This is a genomic window from Bacillus sp. LH1 (assembly GCF_057924895.1).
Genome location: NZ_CM175007.1, coordinates 4,279,963 through 4,294,937, shown reverse-complemented (window position 1 = coordinate 4,294,937; position 14,975 = coordinate 4,279,963). Strand labels below are relative to the sequence as shown.

Sequence of the window (14,975 nt, the reverse complement as noted above, 5' to 3'; positions counted from 1 at the left end):
GAGTTTTTTTATTTTTATTAAGATTAAAACAATTTGAGGAGGAACTGAATATGTCTATTCAAATCCCACGCGGAACGCAAGATATTCTTCCAGGCACTGTTGAGTTATGGCAGTATATCGAAGGGCAAGCACGCGAAATTTGCCGTCGTTACAATTATAAAGAAATTCGTACACCAATTTTTGAACACACTGAGCTATTTTTACGCGGTGTTGGTGATACGACAGATATCGTACAAAAAGAAATGTACTCATTCCAAGATCGTGGAGAGCGTAGCTTAACATTACGTCCAGAAGGTACTGCACCTGTTGTACGTTCTTACGTTGAAAATAAAATGTTTGGTGATGCGACACAACCAACGAAATTATACTATATCGGTCAAATGTTCCGTTATGAAAGACCACAAGCAGGTCGCTATCGTCAATTCGTACAATTCGGTATCGAAGCAATCGGCAGTAATGACCCTGCAATTGATGCAGAAGTAATTGCACTTGCTGTTGAATTTTACCGCGGCATGGGCTTAAAAAATATTAAAGTTGTATTAAACAGTTTAGGTGACGCAGCGAGTCGTCAAGCACACCGTGATGCATTAATCGCACACTTTGAGCCACGTATCGGCGAATTCTGTTCTGACTGTCAATCTCGCTTAGAAAAGAACCCACTTCGAATTTTAGACTGTAAGAAAGACCGTAACCATGAATTAATGGGAACAGCACCATCTATTACAGAATACTTAAACGAAGATTCAGCAGTATACTATGACAAAGTTCAAGAACTATTAACGATGATGGATGTTCCATTTGAAAAAGATCCGAACTTAGTGCGTGGTTTAGACTACTATCAACACACTGTTTTTGAAATTATGAGTGAGGCAGAAGGTTTCGGTGCGATCACTACATTAAGCGGTGGTGGCCGTTATAACGGACTTGTACAAGAAATCGGTGGACCAGAAATGCCAGGTATCGGTTTTGCAATGAGTATTGAACGTTTAATTATGGCGCTAAAAGCTGAAAACATTGAATTACCACTTGAACATAGCATTGATTGTTACGTTGTAGCGCTTGGCGAAAAAGCGAAAGACCATGCTGCAAAAGTTGCGTTCGATCTTCGTAAAGCTGGATTGTCAGTTGAAAAAGATTATTTAGATCGCAAAATGAAAGCGCAATTTAAATCAGCAGATCGTCTAAAGGCGAAATTTGTAGCTGTATTAGGAGAAGATGAGCTAGATAAAGGCATCATTAACTTAAAAGATATGGCAACAGGTGAACAAGAAGAAGTAGCGTTAGATGTATTTGCTTCATACGTAGCAGAGAAATTAATATAGGGGGAACTTACAGTGGCTGAAAGAACACATGCATGTGGAAAAGTAACAGTAGAAGCTGTTGGACAAACAGTTCAATTAAAAGGTTGGGTACAAAAACGCCGTGACTTAGGTGGATTAATCTTTATCGATTTACGTGACCGTACAGGTATCGTACAAGTTGTATTTAACCCAGAAACATCAAAAGAAGCGTTAGAAGTAGCAGAAACAATTCGTAGCGAATACGTATTACACGTAGAAGGTACAGTTGTTGAACGTGGTGAAGGCGCAATTAATGACAATATGGCAACTGGTCGTATTGAAGTACAAGCAACAAAAGTAAATGTACTAAATGCAGCGAAAACAACGCCAATTATCATTGCTGATGATACAGATGCATCAGAAGATGTGCGTTTAAAATATCGTTATTTAGACTTACGTCGTCCTGTAATGTTCAACACATTCAAAATGCGTCACGATGTAACAAAAACAATTCGTAACTTCTTAGATACAGAAGAGTTCTTAGAAGTAGAAACACCAATTTTAACGAAAAGCACGCCAGAAGGAGCTCGTGACTATTTAGTGCCAAGTCGTGTACATGATGGTGAATTCTATGCATTACCACAGTCACCACAGTTATTTAAACAGCTTCTTATGGTCGGCGGATTTGAGCGTTACTATCAAGTAGCACGTTGTTTCCGTGATGAAGATTTACGTGCGGATCGTCAACCAGAATTCACGCAAATCGATATCGAAGCTTCATTCTTAACACAAGATGAAATTTTAGATATGATGGAGCGTATGATGACGAAAGTTATGAAGGATGCAAAAGGTGTAGAAGTGAGTGCACCATTCCCTCGTATGAAATATGCTGATGCAATGGCTCGCTACGGTTCTGATAAGCCAGATACACGCTTTGAAATGGAACTAACAGACTTATCTGAGTTTGCAGCAGATTGTGGCTTTAAAGTGTTTACAAGTGCTGTAGAAAGCGGCGGACAAGTAAAAGCAATTAATGCAAAAGGTGCTGCAAGTAAATATTCTCGTAAAGACATCGATGCATTAACTGAATTCGTGAAAGTATACGGTGCAAAAGGTCTAGCTTGGCTTAAAGTTGAAGAAGACGGCCTAAAAGGACCGATTGCGAAATTCTTCGGTGAAGAAGATGCAAATGTGTTAATGAGCACATTAGAAGCTACTGCTGGCGACTTATTACTATTCGTAGCAGATAAGAAGAGCGTTGTTGCAGATAGCTTAGGCGCACTTCGTTTACGTCTAGGTAAAGAGCTTGAGTTAATTGATGAAAGTAAATTTAACTTCCTATGGGTAACTGATTGGCCACTACTTGAGTACGATGAAGATGCAGATCGTTACTTCGCAGCTCACCACCCATTCACAATGCCATTCCGTGAAGACGTTGAGTTACTAGAAACAGCACCAGAAAAAGCACGTGCACAAGCATATGACCTTGTATTAAACGGTTATGAGCTTGGTGGTGGATCACTTCGTATTTACGAGCGTGACGTACAAGAAAAAATGTTCAAAGCACTTGGATTCTCACAAGAAGAAGCGCAAGAGCAATTCGGATTCTTATTAGAAGCATTCGAATACGGTACACCACCACACGGCGGAATCGCATTAGGTTTAGATCGTCTTGTTATGTTACTTGCAGGCCGTACGAACCTTCGTGATACAATTGCATTCCCGAAAACAGCAAGCGCAAGCTGCTTATTAACAGAAGCTCCAAGCCCAGTTGCAGAAGCGCAGCTTGAAGAACTGAACTTAAAATTAAGCTTGAAAGAAGAGAAGTAAGAATAGGGTCTAGATGGTTATACTATAACCGTCTAGACTTTTTTTGAGAGGTTGTTTAAAAAGTCCGGTTTAGATAACTGTCGCATCTCATCATTGCTTCGCCAGTCCGGTGCTCGAGTAGTGTTTCTACACTGCGCTCCTCCTGGCTTCAGCGCCTCGATCTGCTCGGTTCTCTAAATCCTCTTTTTTAAACGTGTATTTAGGAAGAAATAAAATTCTGGTCTATGTTTTCATTCTCGAAATATGTATTTTTAGGAATTCTATAACTTTTTCTATACAAATAGTCGGAAAAACGCTAGAATACATGGTAGACCATTTTTGTAATAGGAGTGTAGAGCTGAATGTTACATCAATTTTCACGTAATGAATTAGCCTTCGGTAAAGAAGGACTTGAAATATTAAAAAATAGTACAGTCGGTATTTTAGGAATTGGCGGCGTAGGCTCTTTTGCAGCTGAAGCGTTAGCACGTTCTGGCGTTGGACGTCTTGTATTAGTTGATAAAGACGTTGTAGATATTACAAACGTAAACCGTCAAATTCACGCTTTAGTATCTACTGTAGGACGTTCAAAAGTAGAATTAATGAAAGAGCGTATCGCAGACATTAACCCAGAGTGTGAAGTAATTGGACTTGAAATGTTTTATACAGATGAAACATATGAAGAGTTCTTTAAGCACGGTTTAGATTTCGTAGTGGATGCATCTGATACGATTACGTTCAAAATCCATTTAATTAAACAATGTTTACGTCGTAAAATTAAAATTATCTCAAGTATGGGTGCAGCGAATAAAATGGATCCAACTCGTTTCCGTATTGCGGACATTTCTAAAACACATACAGATCCAATTGCGAAAGTCATTCGTACGAAGCTTCGTAAAGAGGGTATTAAAAAAGGTGTAAAAGTTGTCTTCTCTGACGAAAACCCAATCGTAATTCGTGAAGAGGTACGTAAAGAAATCGTACCAGACGAAAATGCAAAAATTCGTAAAGCGAAATTACCGCCTTCATCAAATGCATTCGTACCATCTGTGGCAGGCTTAATTATGGCAAGTCACGTTGTACGTGAACGCATTAAAAACGTAGAAGTGAAACGTGTAGGGCAAGAATAAAAGAAAAGCATATATCCATTTTGGATATATGCTTTTTTATATGTATTAAAGAAATATGAATATTTGCATCACTACTAGTTCAAATGTAAGTAAGGTTAGTAAGCAATAATCATATTTATCTGATTTATAGGCGGATGTCTTTTTTAGACTGTTAATGGTGAAAAGAGCTAAAGTTAGGACGAGAAGGCCAAGAGTTATTTTGAAGATTATTAATGAAATAGCAACCATCTCCCTTTAAAGGTATATGTTTATAATAACATTTTAGTAAAAAATATCTAATCTGTTTTAGGAGTTTCCTTGTATGACAAGGAGGAATGTTATTGTCAATCTTTGTCGTTAAATCGATATCCTTTATTGAATCGTTGATATATTGTAAGTTGTGATAGATATATTTGAAAAATCGTTGATATATTGCAAGTTGTGATAGATATATTTGAAAAATCGTTGATATATTGCAAGTTGTGATAGATATATTCGAAAAACCGTTAATATAATTTCATTTATCGATATCTATATATGGTTCACCGAAAACAAACAGGGATGTCACTCAGTTAAAAAAGTGACATCCCTGTTTTTAATTCTCTGCAGAATAAATAATATCTAAATTCCCATTTTGATCGGTTTTGAAAATCGGGGCAATTTGCTCTTCTTGCTCTTCGACTGAAACAAGTTTTCGAGCACGATCCATAATTCGAACAAGCATCGCGTAATCTTCTTCGATTGCTTGTTGTTTTTTTGTGAGTACCGCTAATTTCGTTTCAAGTTCATGATTCGTTTTTTGCAGAGAGGTGAGTTGAGCTTGTAATACATCATTTTCAGTTTGCAACTTTGCAAGTGAAGGATTGTTATGTTCTAAATTTTGTAAAAATGAAATGACATTTTGCATTGTAAGATCTTGTTTACTTGGCGTAATATCTTCTGAAAAATCGGCGTCAATTACGAGTTGTTTCGTTTTCGTGAACCGATCTTTTTCTATATTAGCTTCAGAACGTTTTAATTCTTTACGTTGTTTTTTTGCAAGCTGCACCGCATCTTCGTAATTCGGTCTTACTTCAGCATTCCATCTAAAACCACAAGCTGCGGAAGTGCGGTTTAAAGCGTCGCCAACTTCATCAAACGCTTTTATTTGTGTACTTCCGCTGCGAATATGTCGCAAAACAGTTTCTGCTAAAAGGAGATCATCTTCTTTTGTCCATGCATCTTGACGTGTTTTCATAAGCGAAGCCTCCATAATGGTGACGTTTTCGTTTATGTTACCCTTTATTTTTCGTTTTATTCGAAGTTTGTAATCTTTCATAAACAGTAGAAAGTGCTTGCTCAAATTTTCCTGTCGTTTTCGGTTTATAATATTGCTTGCTTTTTATTTTATCAGGTAAGTATTGTTGCCTTACCCAGCCGTTTGGATGGTCGTGCGGATATAAATATCCAATGCCTCTTCCAAGTGATTCTGCGCCTTTGTAATGACTATCTTTTAAATGGCTTGGAATGTCACCTGTTTGACCGTTGCGTAAATCGTGTAATGCAGCATCAAGTGCTTTATAAGCTGAATTTGATTTTGGTGATAAGCATAGCTCGATAACGGCATTTGCAAGTGGGATGCGTGCTTCTGGGAATCCAACTCGTTCAGCTGATTCAATTGCAGCTAGTGTACGTGGTCCAGCTTGTGGGCTAGCAAGTCCAATATCTTCATAAGCCATAATAAGAAGGCGTCTGCCAATGCTTTGTAAATCACCTGCTTCAATAAGGCGTGCTAAATAATGGAGTGCTGCATTTACATCACTTCCGCGCACTGATTTTTGAAATGCTGATAATACATCATAATGAGCATCGCCGCCTTTGTCGTGGACGAAGCTCTTCTTTTGTAAGCATTCTTCTGCAATCTCGAGTGTGATTTCAGCCGCTTGATCGTCTGTAGTAAAGCTAGATAATACAGCAAGCTCAAGTGCGTTATAAGCGGAACGCATATCACCACCAGAGGCGTTTGCAAAGTGATGTAGTGCTTCATCTGTTACCGTTACTGCATATTCTCCAAGCCCTTTTTCTTTATCTTCTAAAGCTCTTTTTAACCCAATTAAAATATCTTCTTCTGTTAGTGCGTGTAATTCGAAAATTTGACACCTGCTTCGAATAGCGGAGTTTATTGCATGGAATGGATTACTTGTCGTAGCACCAATTAAAGTAAGAAGTCCGCTTTCTAAGTGAGGTAATAGAAAGTCTTGCTTTGCTTTATCTAGACGGTGAACTTCATCTAAAATTAAAACGAGGTGTCGATGCATCTTCGCTTCTTGTACGACAACTTCCATATCTTTTTTATTGTGAGTAACAGCGTTCAATAGACGAAACGGGGTACCGGTACTTCCTGCAATTGCACTGGCAATGGATGTTTTTCCTGTACCTGGAGGACCGTATAAAATCATAGATTGAAAATGATTGGCTTGGACCATTCGCCATAAAATCTTTCCTTCACCAACTAAATGTTGTTGCCCAATAATTTCTTGAATATTTGTAGGGCGCATTCGATGTGCGAGTGGTTGTTTCATTTGGACCGTCTCCCTTAATATATAATCTCGTTCTATCGTATCATTTTTTTCTACGGAATTTGAAATAGGATGCTGTTTTATGGGAAAAATGAAGGTTAATATTTTCATTTTTCTTTCAATTGTAATAATTTCCGAGTTTTTCAATGTGATTTTATGTTATCATTTTGATACACAAGTTGAAATTTCTTATAATACTATATTATGCTATAATTTCATAGGATTTTAAATTGTGTTCTTTTTATAAATAAGATATAACCAATAGAAGTGAAAATTTGAAAAGAGGTGCAAAATAGATGAAGATTTCAACAAAAGGCCGCTATGGCTTAACAATTATGATTGATCTTGCAAAAAAGTTTGGTGAAGGTCCGATTTCATTAAAATCAATTGCGCAGGCGCATGACTTATCCGAGCATTACTTAGAGCAATTAATTTCACCACTTCGTAACGCTCGTCTTGTAAAGAGTACGCGCGGGGCATACGGCGGATATGTATTATCTGATCAACCGGCTAACATTACAGCTGGGGATGTAATCCGTGTATTAGAGGGACCGATTAGTGTTGTAGAAATGATAGAAGAAGAAGAGCCAGCACAGCGCCAGTTATGGATGCGTGTTCGTGATGCGGTGCAAGAAGTGTTAGATAGTACAACGTTAGAAGATTTAGTACGTTATGAGGAAGAAAATCACGGGGGCTATATGTTTTACATTTAATTCCTTGTGAAACGATTTGGAAAGAAGGAGATTTAATGGAACGCATTTACTTAGATCATGCTGCGACATCTCCGACTCACCCAGAAGTGGTCGAAAAGATGATTCCATATATGACAGAAATATTCGGGAACCCGTCTAGTATTCACTTTTATGGACGTCAAACTCGCCATGCAGTAGATGAGGCGAGACGAGTGTGTGCACGCAGCATTCATGCGAATCCGAATGAAGTTATATTTACGAGCGGTGGTACAGAAGCTGATAATTTAGCGCTTATCGGTGTAGCACGTGCGAACCGTCATAAAGGTAACCACATAATAACGACGCAAATTGAACATCATGCGATTTTGCATACGTGCGAATTGTTAGAGCGTGAAGGGTTTGAAGTGACATATTTACCTGTCGATGAAACAGGGCTTATTCAAGTTTCTGACATACAAAAGGCATTAACAGAAGAGACGATTCTTGTATCTGTTATGTTTGGGAATAATGAAGTAGGGACAATGCAACCAATTGTGGAAATAGGAAAGTTGCTAAAAGATCATCAAGCTTATTTCCATACAGATGCGGTACAAGCTTACGGTTTAGTAGAAATTAATGTGAAAGAGTTTGGAATTGATTTATTATCAATTTCAGCTCATAAAATTAATGGGCCAAAAGGTGTAGGGTTCTTATACGCTGGTGCAAATGTGAAATTTGAACCGTTATTAATAGGCGGAGAGCAAGAAAGAAAACGCCGTGCTGGTACGGAAAATGTGCCTAGTATTGCTGGGCTTCAGCATGCAATTCTTATAGCTGAAAAAACTCGTGAGCAAAAAAATGCCCAATATGAAGAGTTTAAAGATATAATGGTATCTGTCTTCAAAAATGAAGGCATTACTTTCGAGGTAAACGGAAACTTAGAACATCGCTTACCGCATGTACTTAATGTAAGTTTTACAGGAATGAACATTGAACCATTTCTTGTGAACTTAGACCTTGCTGGCATTGCAGTATCAAGCGGTTCTGCTTGTACAGCTGGTTCGATTGATCCATCACATGTATTAGTAGCGATGTTTGGAAAAGACTCCGATCAAATACGTTCATCCGTACGCTTTAGTTTTGGACTTGGAAATACGAAAGAGCAAATTGAAAAAGCGGCGTACGAAACAGTGAAAATCGTGAAGCGATTAACACAAAATTAGCATGGGAGGTGACATGATGAACAAACTACCTCACGAAACACGCGTTGTCATCGGAATGTCCGGTGGCGTCGATTCATCTGTAGCAGCACTTTTATTAAAAGAGCAAGGTTATGATGTAATCGGAATTTTTATGAAAAACTGGGATGATACAGATGAGAATGGTGTCTGCACAGCAACAGAAGATTACAATGATGTAATTGAAGTGTGTAACCAAATTGGTATTCCGTATTATGCAGTAAACTTTGAAAAACAATACTGGGATAAAGTATTTACGTACTTCTTAGATGAGTATCGAGCTGGTCGTACACCAAACCCAGATGTAATGTGTAATAAAGAAATTAAATTTAAAGCATTTTTAGAGCATGCAATTGCGCTTGGTGCAGATTATGTGGCAACAGGCCATTATGCACGCGTTGCTTATATGGACGGCGAATATAAAATGCTTCGCGGCGTTGATGACAATAAAGATCAAACATATTTCTTAAATCAATTAAGCCAAGAGCAATTATCAAAAACAATGTTCCCGTTAGGTGAATTAAAGAAACCGCAAATTCGTGAAATGGCGAAAGAAGCTGGCTTAGCGACAGCGGCGAAAAAAGATAGTACAGGTATTTGCTTCATTGGTGAGCGTAACTTTAAAGATTTCTTAAGTAACTACTTACCGGCACAACCAGGTGTAATGCAAACATTATCTGGTGAAGTGAAAGGGAAGCATGACGGTTTAATGTATTATACAATTGGACAACGTCATGGCCTTGGAATTGGTGGTAATGGTGATCCATGGTTTGCTGTTGGGAAAAATCTAAAAGAAAACATTTTATATGTTGATCAAGGATTCCATAACGAACTTCTATATGGTGATGAAGTTATTGCTACGAATGTAGGATGGGTAAGTAACAAAGAAAAAGAAACCGAATTTAAGTGCACGGCGAAATTCCGTTATCGTCAAGAAGACAATAAAGTAACGGTTCAAATCGTTGATGAAAATACAGTTCGTATTCTTTGTGATGAGCCAATTCGTGCAATTACACCAGGACAAGCAGTCGTTTTCTATGATGGAGATGAGTGCTTAGGCGGTGCTACAATTGATGAAGTATACCGTAGTGGTAAGAAATTGGATTATTTAGGATAAACGAGAAGCCTCTGCCGATTAGCGGTTAGAGGTTTCTTTTACATAAAGCGAATTTTCGTTCGCTTGGAAAATACATTCTTTGTTATAATTTGTTGTAGAGGTGAAGGACATGTCAAACAAACTTGAAACAGGTATTCAATATATGCAAGAAGGAAACTGGGAAGAAGCAGCTAAAAATTTTACAGAAGCAATCGAAGAAAATCCGAAAGATGCGCTTGGATACATTAATTTTGCAAATTTATTAGACGTATTAGGTGATAGCGAGCGAGCGATTTTATTTTATAAACGCGCACTAGAGTTAGATGATAAATCTGCAGCTGCCTATTATGGTTTAGGAAATGTATATTATGGCCAAGAGCAATTTACTGAGGCGAAAGCTGTATTTGAACAAGCAATGCAAGCTGGATTACAATCAGCTGATGTAACATTTATGTTAGGTATCACACATGTACAGCTTGGAAATGATCGTCTTGCACTACCATTCTTACAAAGAGCAACAGAATTAGATGAAAACGATGTAGAAGCTGTATTCCAGTGCGGACTTTGCTTCGCGCGATTAGAACATGTTCAAGAGGCGAAACCTTATTTTGAAAAGGTATTAGAAATGGATGAAGAGCATGCAGATGCGTATTACAATTTAGGTGTTGCGTACGTATTTGAGGAAAATAATGAGAAGGCTCTCGCTTTATTTAAGAAAGCAACTGAAATTCAGCCAGATCACTTTTTAGCGGGTAATGGCGTTCGTTTATTAGAGCAAGAAGCTGAATAAGATAAAAATATAGTTTAATGGGTAGTTATCCCTCATCTAAAAAGGTGGGGGATGTACTGCTCATTAAAGTGAAAATATCGGAAAGGAGAGGAAAGATGGGAAATCAACATGCAATGGATTTGTTTGAGGAAGAAAAAAAGTTTATAAAAGCGCAAGTTCTTCATACCATTTTCCACAACGAAGAAAACCTCTATTCCGTTGTCAGTATGAAAGTCATTGAAACGAATGAAACGTATGACGAAAAGAAAGTAATGATAAACGGTCATTTTCCCCGCATGCATGAAGATGAAGTGTTTACATTGACAGGTCATTTTAAGGACCATCCAAAGTATGGAAAACAATATATGGTTGAAACATTTAAAAAAGAATTGCCGCAAACAAAAGCAGGTATGGTGCAATATTTAGCGAGTGATTTATTTAAAGGGATAGGAAAACGTACAGCTGAAAAAATTGTGGACCATCTCGGAGAACATGCTATTTCTAAAATTATGGATGACCCTGAGGCGTTAAATGGTGTTGTTAATAAACAAAAGGCTCAGGAAATATATGAGACAATTGTTGAACATCAAGGATTAGAGAAAGTAATGAGCTTTTTAAATGGCTACGGTTTTGGAACGAAACTTTCTATTAAGATTTACCAGCAATATAAAGAGATGACATTAGAAGTGATTCGTAATAATCCGTATCAACTTATTGAAGAAGTGGACGGGATTGGTTTTGGAAGAGCGGATGATATAGGGCGTGCGTTAGGGATATCGGGTAATCATGACGACCGTGTACGAGCGGGATGTTTTTACACATTAGAGAATGTCTCATTACAACTTGGTCATGTTTATATGAGGAAAGATCAACTTGTAAGAGAAACGATGTCACTTTTAAACAATCAAGAAGGAAGAGTGACTGAGGAAGATATTATAGGTTGTATTGAAACGATGCAAAGTGAAGGGAAAGTCATCATAGAAGAAGAACGAGTGTATTTAGCGACGTTATTCTACTCTGAAAAAGGTGTTGTAAAGTCTATTCGCAGGCTTATGAATCAAGAAGAAACACCTTCATTTCCAGAAGCGGAAGTGTTAAAAACGTTAGGTGAAATTGAAGAACAACTGAACGTACAATATGCACCGTTTCAGCAAGAAGCAATTCAAACGGCACTTCATAAACCGATGATGTTATTGACAGGTGGACCAGGAACAGGGAAAACAACAGTTATTAAAGGGATTGTTGAAATGTATGCGTCACTTCACGGATTATCGTTAAATCCGAATGAATACAGTGATGATAATCCATTTCCAATACTATTAACAGCTCCAACAGGAAGAGCAGCTAAGCGGATGAGTGAATCGACAGGACTTCCAGCTTGCACAATTCACCGTTTACTTGGTTGGACGCCAGAAGGATCTTTCCAGCGTAATGAAACGGATCCTGTCCAAGGTAAGCTCCTTATTATCGATGAATTTTCAATGGTTGATATTTGGCTTGCAAATCAGCTATTTAAGTCGTTGCCGACGAATATTCAAGTTATCGTTGTAGGTGATGAAGATCAGTTGCCATCTGTAGGACCTGGACAAGTATTAAAAGATTTATTAAATGCAGGCGCAGTTCCGACAGTGAAGCTTACTGAAATTTATCGTCAAGCGGAAGGCTCATCAGTGATTCAACTTGCCCATGCGATAAAAAATGGAACTCTACCACCAGATTTAGCGCAAAACAAAAAAGATCGTTCGTTTATCAGCTGTACAGGGGCTCAAATTGTTGAGGTTGTGAAAAAAGTTTGCGAAAATGCTAAAACAAAAGGCTTTAGTGCAAGGGATGTTCAAGTATTAGCACCGATGTACCGCGGGCCTGCTGGTATTAATGTATTAAACGAAGCGCTGCAACAAGTATTTAATCCGAAGAGGGAAAAGAGTAAAGAAATTGCTTACGGTGATGTTGTGTACCGAAGAGGTGATAAAGTACTGCAACTCGTGAATCAGCCGGAGAGCCAAGTGTTTAATGGTGATATTGGGGAAATTGTTTCGGTGTTTTATGCAAAAGAAAACGTTGAGCAACAAGATATGATTATCGTTTCATTTGATGGAATTGAGGTAACGTATACGAAGCCCGATTTAAATCAAATTACGCATGCATATTGTTGTTCCATTCATAAATCACAAGGTAGTGAATTTCCGATTGTTATTATGCCAATCGTGAAAAGTTACAACCGTATGTTACGTCGTAATTTAATTTACACGGGTATTACAAGAAGTAAGAAGTTCCTTATTATTTGCGGGGAGGAAGCAGCTTTCCAATCTGGTGTAAATCGCCTTGATGATGCAATGCGTCAAACAACTTTAGCTAGTCGCTTGCAAGAATCACAAGGAGAAGTACAGATGGTCACAGTTAATGGCGAGGAAATGGACGTGGAAAACATTTCACCGTATGATTTCATGTAACAAGGTGAAATTATATAGTGAAACTTTCAAACGCATAGCGTTGAAAGGCTCCAGTAATGTATAAATGAATGCAGTTTGGACATAATGGCGAATAGAATCTGGGAGACTGTAAGGAGATGAAAGCCATATGTTCATTTGTCCAAATTGCAAAGGGAAAGACATTGGAAAAATAGGTGTCAACCAATTTTATTGCTGGAATTGTTATATCGAATTATCGGTTTCAAAGGGGAAAATCCATACACATCAAGTTGAGGAAGATGGTTCATTAAGCTCTCTTGATGATTTATTTGATGAGAATGAAAGAACGATCGGATAACGAAAAGGGGGATTTACTTTGAATCTACGCAATTCATTAATCGCATTAGGTGTTGGAGCTGCAGCATATCAATATGCTCGTAAACAAGATGTATTTTCAAAACGCAATATGAAAAAAGCACGTAAGATGATTAAGTCTTACTTATAATCATTTCGATAAATTGAAAAACTCCCTTGTAGACAAGGGAGTTTTTTTATGCACCCATATGCAAATAAAAAAGTCCGATCTCTGAGAAAAGATAAGATAGACCGTAGCAGCCAACGCCAAGTATTCCATACTGCCATAATTGCTTCGCTTTTTCTTTACGTGAGGAATGAATAAAGAACCCCTTCCAAATACCGAACCCGATACAAATCCATTCAAGAATCATAAAAAGTGCTGATAATCCAAGCATAAACAAAACCATAATTAGCCCTCCTGATTATATTAATTCATGCTGTATTCTCAGGGGTGGTTGTCCTTGTTATGTTATTTATATGTACGTCTTTAAAAAACAGTATGGTCCGTATGAAAAGATTTTAAAAGTTTCGCACATAACCTACCCCATTTATTTTCAAAATAAAGGTGGAGGAGGTTTTTCATGTGAAGAATCTTAAAATCATTTGGATATATCGTTTAGGATTATTGTTACTTGTTTTTCTTTGTCTGCTCGTCTTTTTAAAAATTAAGCCGCTATGGGCACCGATTATTTTTGTATTTAAAGTAGCAATCACGCCGTTTCTTATCGCGTGTTTTATTGCGTATTTATTGCACCCTTTAATTGAAAAAATTCATAAGGAAGGGATGCCCCGTACACTTGCCATTTTGCTCATTTATATCCTTTTCTTTGGCGGAATTGGTTATGGGATTTATAAAGGAACACCAGTCGTTATTAAACAGTTACAAGAGATTAATGAACAATTTCCCCAGTTTACAAAGATGTACGATTCGTGGATGGATGGCGTTACAGAACAAACAGCGAATTTCCCTTCGTTCATTCATGAAAAGGTGAAACAACTTTTTGTGGGTGTGGAAACGAAGATTCAAGCGCTTTTAAATAAAGTGATGAGTACAGCTCGTGGTGTACTCGATTCATTGCTCATTATTTTCTTAATACCGTTCATTGTATTTTACATATTAAAAGATTATGGTGAGTTTTATCATATCTTTTGGAAACTAGTCCCAAGTAAATGGCGAGGTACGGGGCAAATGCTTGCGAAAGAAATTGATAAGTCACTTGGAAGCTATATTCGAGGACAGTTATTTGTTTGTTTAGTATTAGGGGGAGTATCAGCTCTTTCTTTTTGGTTTATCGGTATGAAATATCCATTATTGCTTGGCATTATTATTGGGGTAACGGATATAATCCCATACTTCGGTCCTATTTTAGGAGCGATCCCGACGTTAATGATTGCAGCAACAGTATCAACGAGTTTACTTATTAAGGCGGGGATCACGATTGCGATTTTGCAATTTGTGGAGAGTAACATTTTATCGCCTTACATCGTTGGTAAGTCACTTCGTATGCATCCCGTTATTATTATGCTTGCCTTACTAGTTGGGGGAGAGGTAGCTGGGATTGTAGGATTGCTAATATCGGTTCCGATTTTAGCAGTTATTCGCACTGTCATTGTTCATGTGAGACCGCTCTTGAAAAAAGAAGATGTGTAAGTATAGAAGCCCTCTATGTAAGAAAT

At 37.8% G+C, this 14,975-nt stretch carries 14 protein-coding genes; 11 read left to right on the top strand and 3 right to left on the bottom strand.

Going from position 1 to position 14,975, the window contains the following annotated elements:
- Positions 1-50: 50 nt before the first annotated feature.
- From hisS to ACX9TM_RS22235, 3 genes are all read left to right on the top strand, one after another.
- Entirely contained in the window at positions 51-1,322 is a 1,272-nt protein-coding gene (gene hisS / locus ACX9TM_RS22245) for a histidine--tRNA ligase (RefSeq protein ID WP_000027084.1), read from the top strand.
- A gap of 12 nt (positions 1,323-1,334) precedes the next feature.
- The gene (gene aspS, locus ACX9TM_RS22240; protein ID WP_000840891.1) at positions 1,335-3,110 is read left to right on the top strand and encodes an aspartate--tRNA ligase; all 1,776 of its coding nucleotides are present in this window, start codon (positions 1,335-1,337) and stop codon (positions 3,108-3,110) included.
- A gap of 341 nt (positions 3,111-3,451) precedes the next feature.
- Positions 3,452-4,219, top strand: a complete 768-nt coding sequence (locus ACX9TM_RS22235; RefSeq protein ID WP_000903177.1) for a tRNA threonylcarbamoyladenosine dehydratase — start codon at positions 3,452-3,454, stop codon at positions 4,217-4,219.
- Between the two features lie 574 nt (positions 4,220-4,793).
- On the opposite strand, the gene ACX9TM_RS22230 is transcribed toward ACX9TM_RS22235, so the two are convergent.
- Positions 4,794-5,435: an RsfA family transcriptional regulator gene (locus tag ACX9TM_RS22230; RefSeq protein ID WP_000857709.1), complete on the bottom strand. Its 642-nt coding sequence runs from the start codon at positions 5,433-5,435 to the stop codon at positions 4,794-4,796.
- 37 nt (positions 5,436-5,472) lie between these two features.
- A complete protein-coding gene (locus ACX9TM_RS22225; protein ID WP_000812943.1) occupies positions 5,473-6,759 on the bottom strand; it encodes a replication-associated recombination protein A in 1,287 nt (428 codons plus the stop codon).
- Positions 6,760-7,052: 293 nt separating this feature from the next.
- Here ACX9TM_RS22225 and cymR point away from each other — a divergent pair, with 293 nt between their 5' ends.
- The 7 genes from cymR (at position 7,053) to ACX9TM_RS22190 (ending at position 13,446) form a co-directional block, all read left to right on the top strand.
- A complete protein-coding gene (cymR, locus tag ACX9TM_RS22220) occupies positions 7,053-7,469 on the top strand; it encodes a cysteine metabolism transcriptional regulator CymR (RefSeq protein WP_000704116.1) in 417 nt (138 codons plus the stop codon).
- 35 nt (positions 7,470-7,504) lie between these two features.
- Positions 7,505-8,650 carry a cysteine desulfurase family protein gene (locus ACX9TM_RS22215; protein WP_000439884.1) on the top strand — a complete coding sequence of 382 codons (1,146 nt, stop codon included), beginning with the start codon at positions 7,505-7,507 and terminating at the stop codon, positions 8,648-8,650.
- A 16-nt stretch (positions 8,651-8,666) separates the two neighbouring features.
- Positions 8,667-9,782: a tRNA 2-thiouridine(34) synthase MnmA gene (gene mnmA, locus ACX9TM_RS22210; protein ID WP_001038010.1), complete on the top strand. Its 1,116-nt coding sequence runs from the start codon at positions 8,667-8,669 to the stop codon at positions 9,780-9,782.
- Between the two features lie 109 nt (positions 9,783-9,891).
- Positions 9,892-10,551, top strand: coding sequence for a tetratricopeptide repeat protein (locus tag ACX9TM_RS22205; protein ID WP_000066409.1), 660 nt, complete (start codon positions 9,892-9,894; stop codon positions 10,549-10,551).
- A gap of 95 nt (positions 10,552-10,646) precedes the next feature.
- Positions 10,647-12,983, top strand: coding sequence for an SF1B family DNA helicase RecD2 (gene recD2, locus ACX9TM_RS22200; RefSeq protein ID WP_000528082.1), 2,337 nt, complete (start codon positions 10,647-10,649; stop codon positions 12,981-12,983).
- 127 nt (positions 12,984-13,110) lie between these two features.
- Positions 13,111-13,299 (top strand): hypothetical protein, encoded by a 189-nt coding sequence (locus tag ACX9TM_RS22195; protein ID WP_000469281.1) that lies wholly within the window; start codon positions 13,111-13,113, stop codon positions 13,297-13,299.
- Positions 13,300-13,317: 18 nt separating this feature from the next.
- Positions 13,318-13,446 carry a YrzQ family protein gene (locus ACX9TM_RS22190; protein ID WP_001053553.1) on the top strand — a complete coding sequence of 43 codons (129 nt, stop codon included), beginning with the start codon at positions 13,318-13,320 and terminating at the stop codon, positions 13,444-13,446.
- Between the two features lie 46 nt (positions 13,447-13,492).
- On the opposite strand, the gene ACX9TM_RS22185 is transcribed toward ACX9TM_RS22190, so the two are convergent.
- A complete protein-coding gene (locus tag ACX9TM_RS22185; protein ID WP_000242535.1) occupies positions 13,493-13,705 on the bottom strand; it encodes a hypothetical protein in 213 nt (70 codons plus the stop codon).
- A 176-nt stretch (positions 13,706-13,881) separates the two neighbouring features.
- Between ACX9TM_RS22185 and ACX9TM_RS22180 the strand changes: the two genes are divergently transcribed.
- On the top strand, positions 13,882-14,949 hold the full coding sequence (locus tag ACX9TM_RS22180) for an AI-2E family transporter (protein WP_000793128.1): 1,068 nt from the start codon (positions 13,882-13,884) through the stop codon (positions 14,947-14,949).
- The last annotated feature ends 26 nt before the right edge of the window (positions 14,950-14,975 follow it).

What these genes read in the sequence shown, in the direction of transcription:
- hisS (WP_000027084.1), top strand. Translation starts at nt 51, where the DNA reads ATGTCTATTCAAATCCCACGCGGAACGCAAGATATTCTTCCAGGCACT.
- ACX9TM_RS22235 (WP_000903177.1), top strand. Translation starts at nt 3,452, where the DNA reads ATGTTACATCAATTTTCACGTAATGAATTAGCCTTCGGTAAAGAAGGA.
- ACX9TM_RS22230 (WP_000857709.1), bottom strand. Translation starts at nt 5,435, where the DNA reads ATGAAAACACGTCAAGATGCATGGACAAAAGAAGATGATCTCCTTTTA.
- ACX9TM_RS22225 (WP_000812943.1), bottom strand. Translation starts at nt 6,759, where the DNA reads ATGAAACAACCACTCGCACATCGAATGCGCCCTACAAATATTCAAGAA.
- cymR (WP_000704116.1), top strand. Translation starts at nt 7,053, where the DNA reads ATGAAGATTTCAACAAAAGGCCGCTATGGCTTAACAATTATGATTGAT.
- ACX9TM_RS22215 (WP_000439884.1), top strand. Translation starts at nt 7,505, where the DNA reads ATGGAACGCATTTACTTAGATCATGCTGCGACATCTCCGACTCACCCA.
- mnmA (WP_001038010.1), top strand. Translation starts at nt 8,667, where the DNA reads ATGAACAAACTACCTCACGAAACACGCGTTGTCATCGGAATGTCCGGT.
- ACX9TM_RS22205 (WP_000066409.1), top strand. Translation starts at nt 9,892, where the DNA reads ATGTCAAACAAACTTGAAACAGGTATTCAATATATGCAAGAAGGAAAC.
- recD2 (WP_000528082.1), top strand. Translation starts at nt 10,647, where the DNA reads ATGGGAAATCAACATGCAATGGATTTGTTTGAGGAAGAAAAAAAGTTT.
- ACX9TM_RS22195 (WP_000469281.1), top strand. Translation starts at nt 13,111, where the DNA reads ATGTTCATTTGTCCAAATTGCAAAGGGAAAGACATTGGAAAAATAGGT.
- ACX9TM_RS22185 (WP_000242535.1), bottom strand. Translation starts at nt 13,705, where the DNA reads ATGGTTTTGTTTATGCTTGGATTATCAGCACTTTTTATGATTCTTGAA.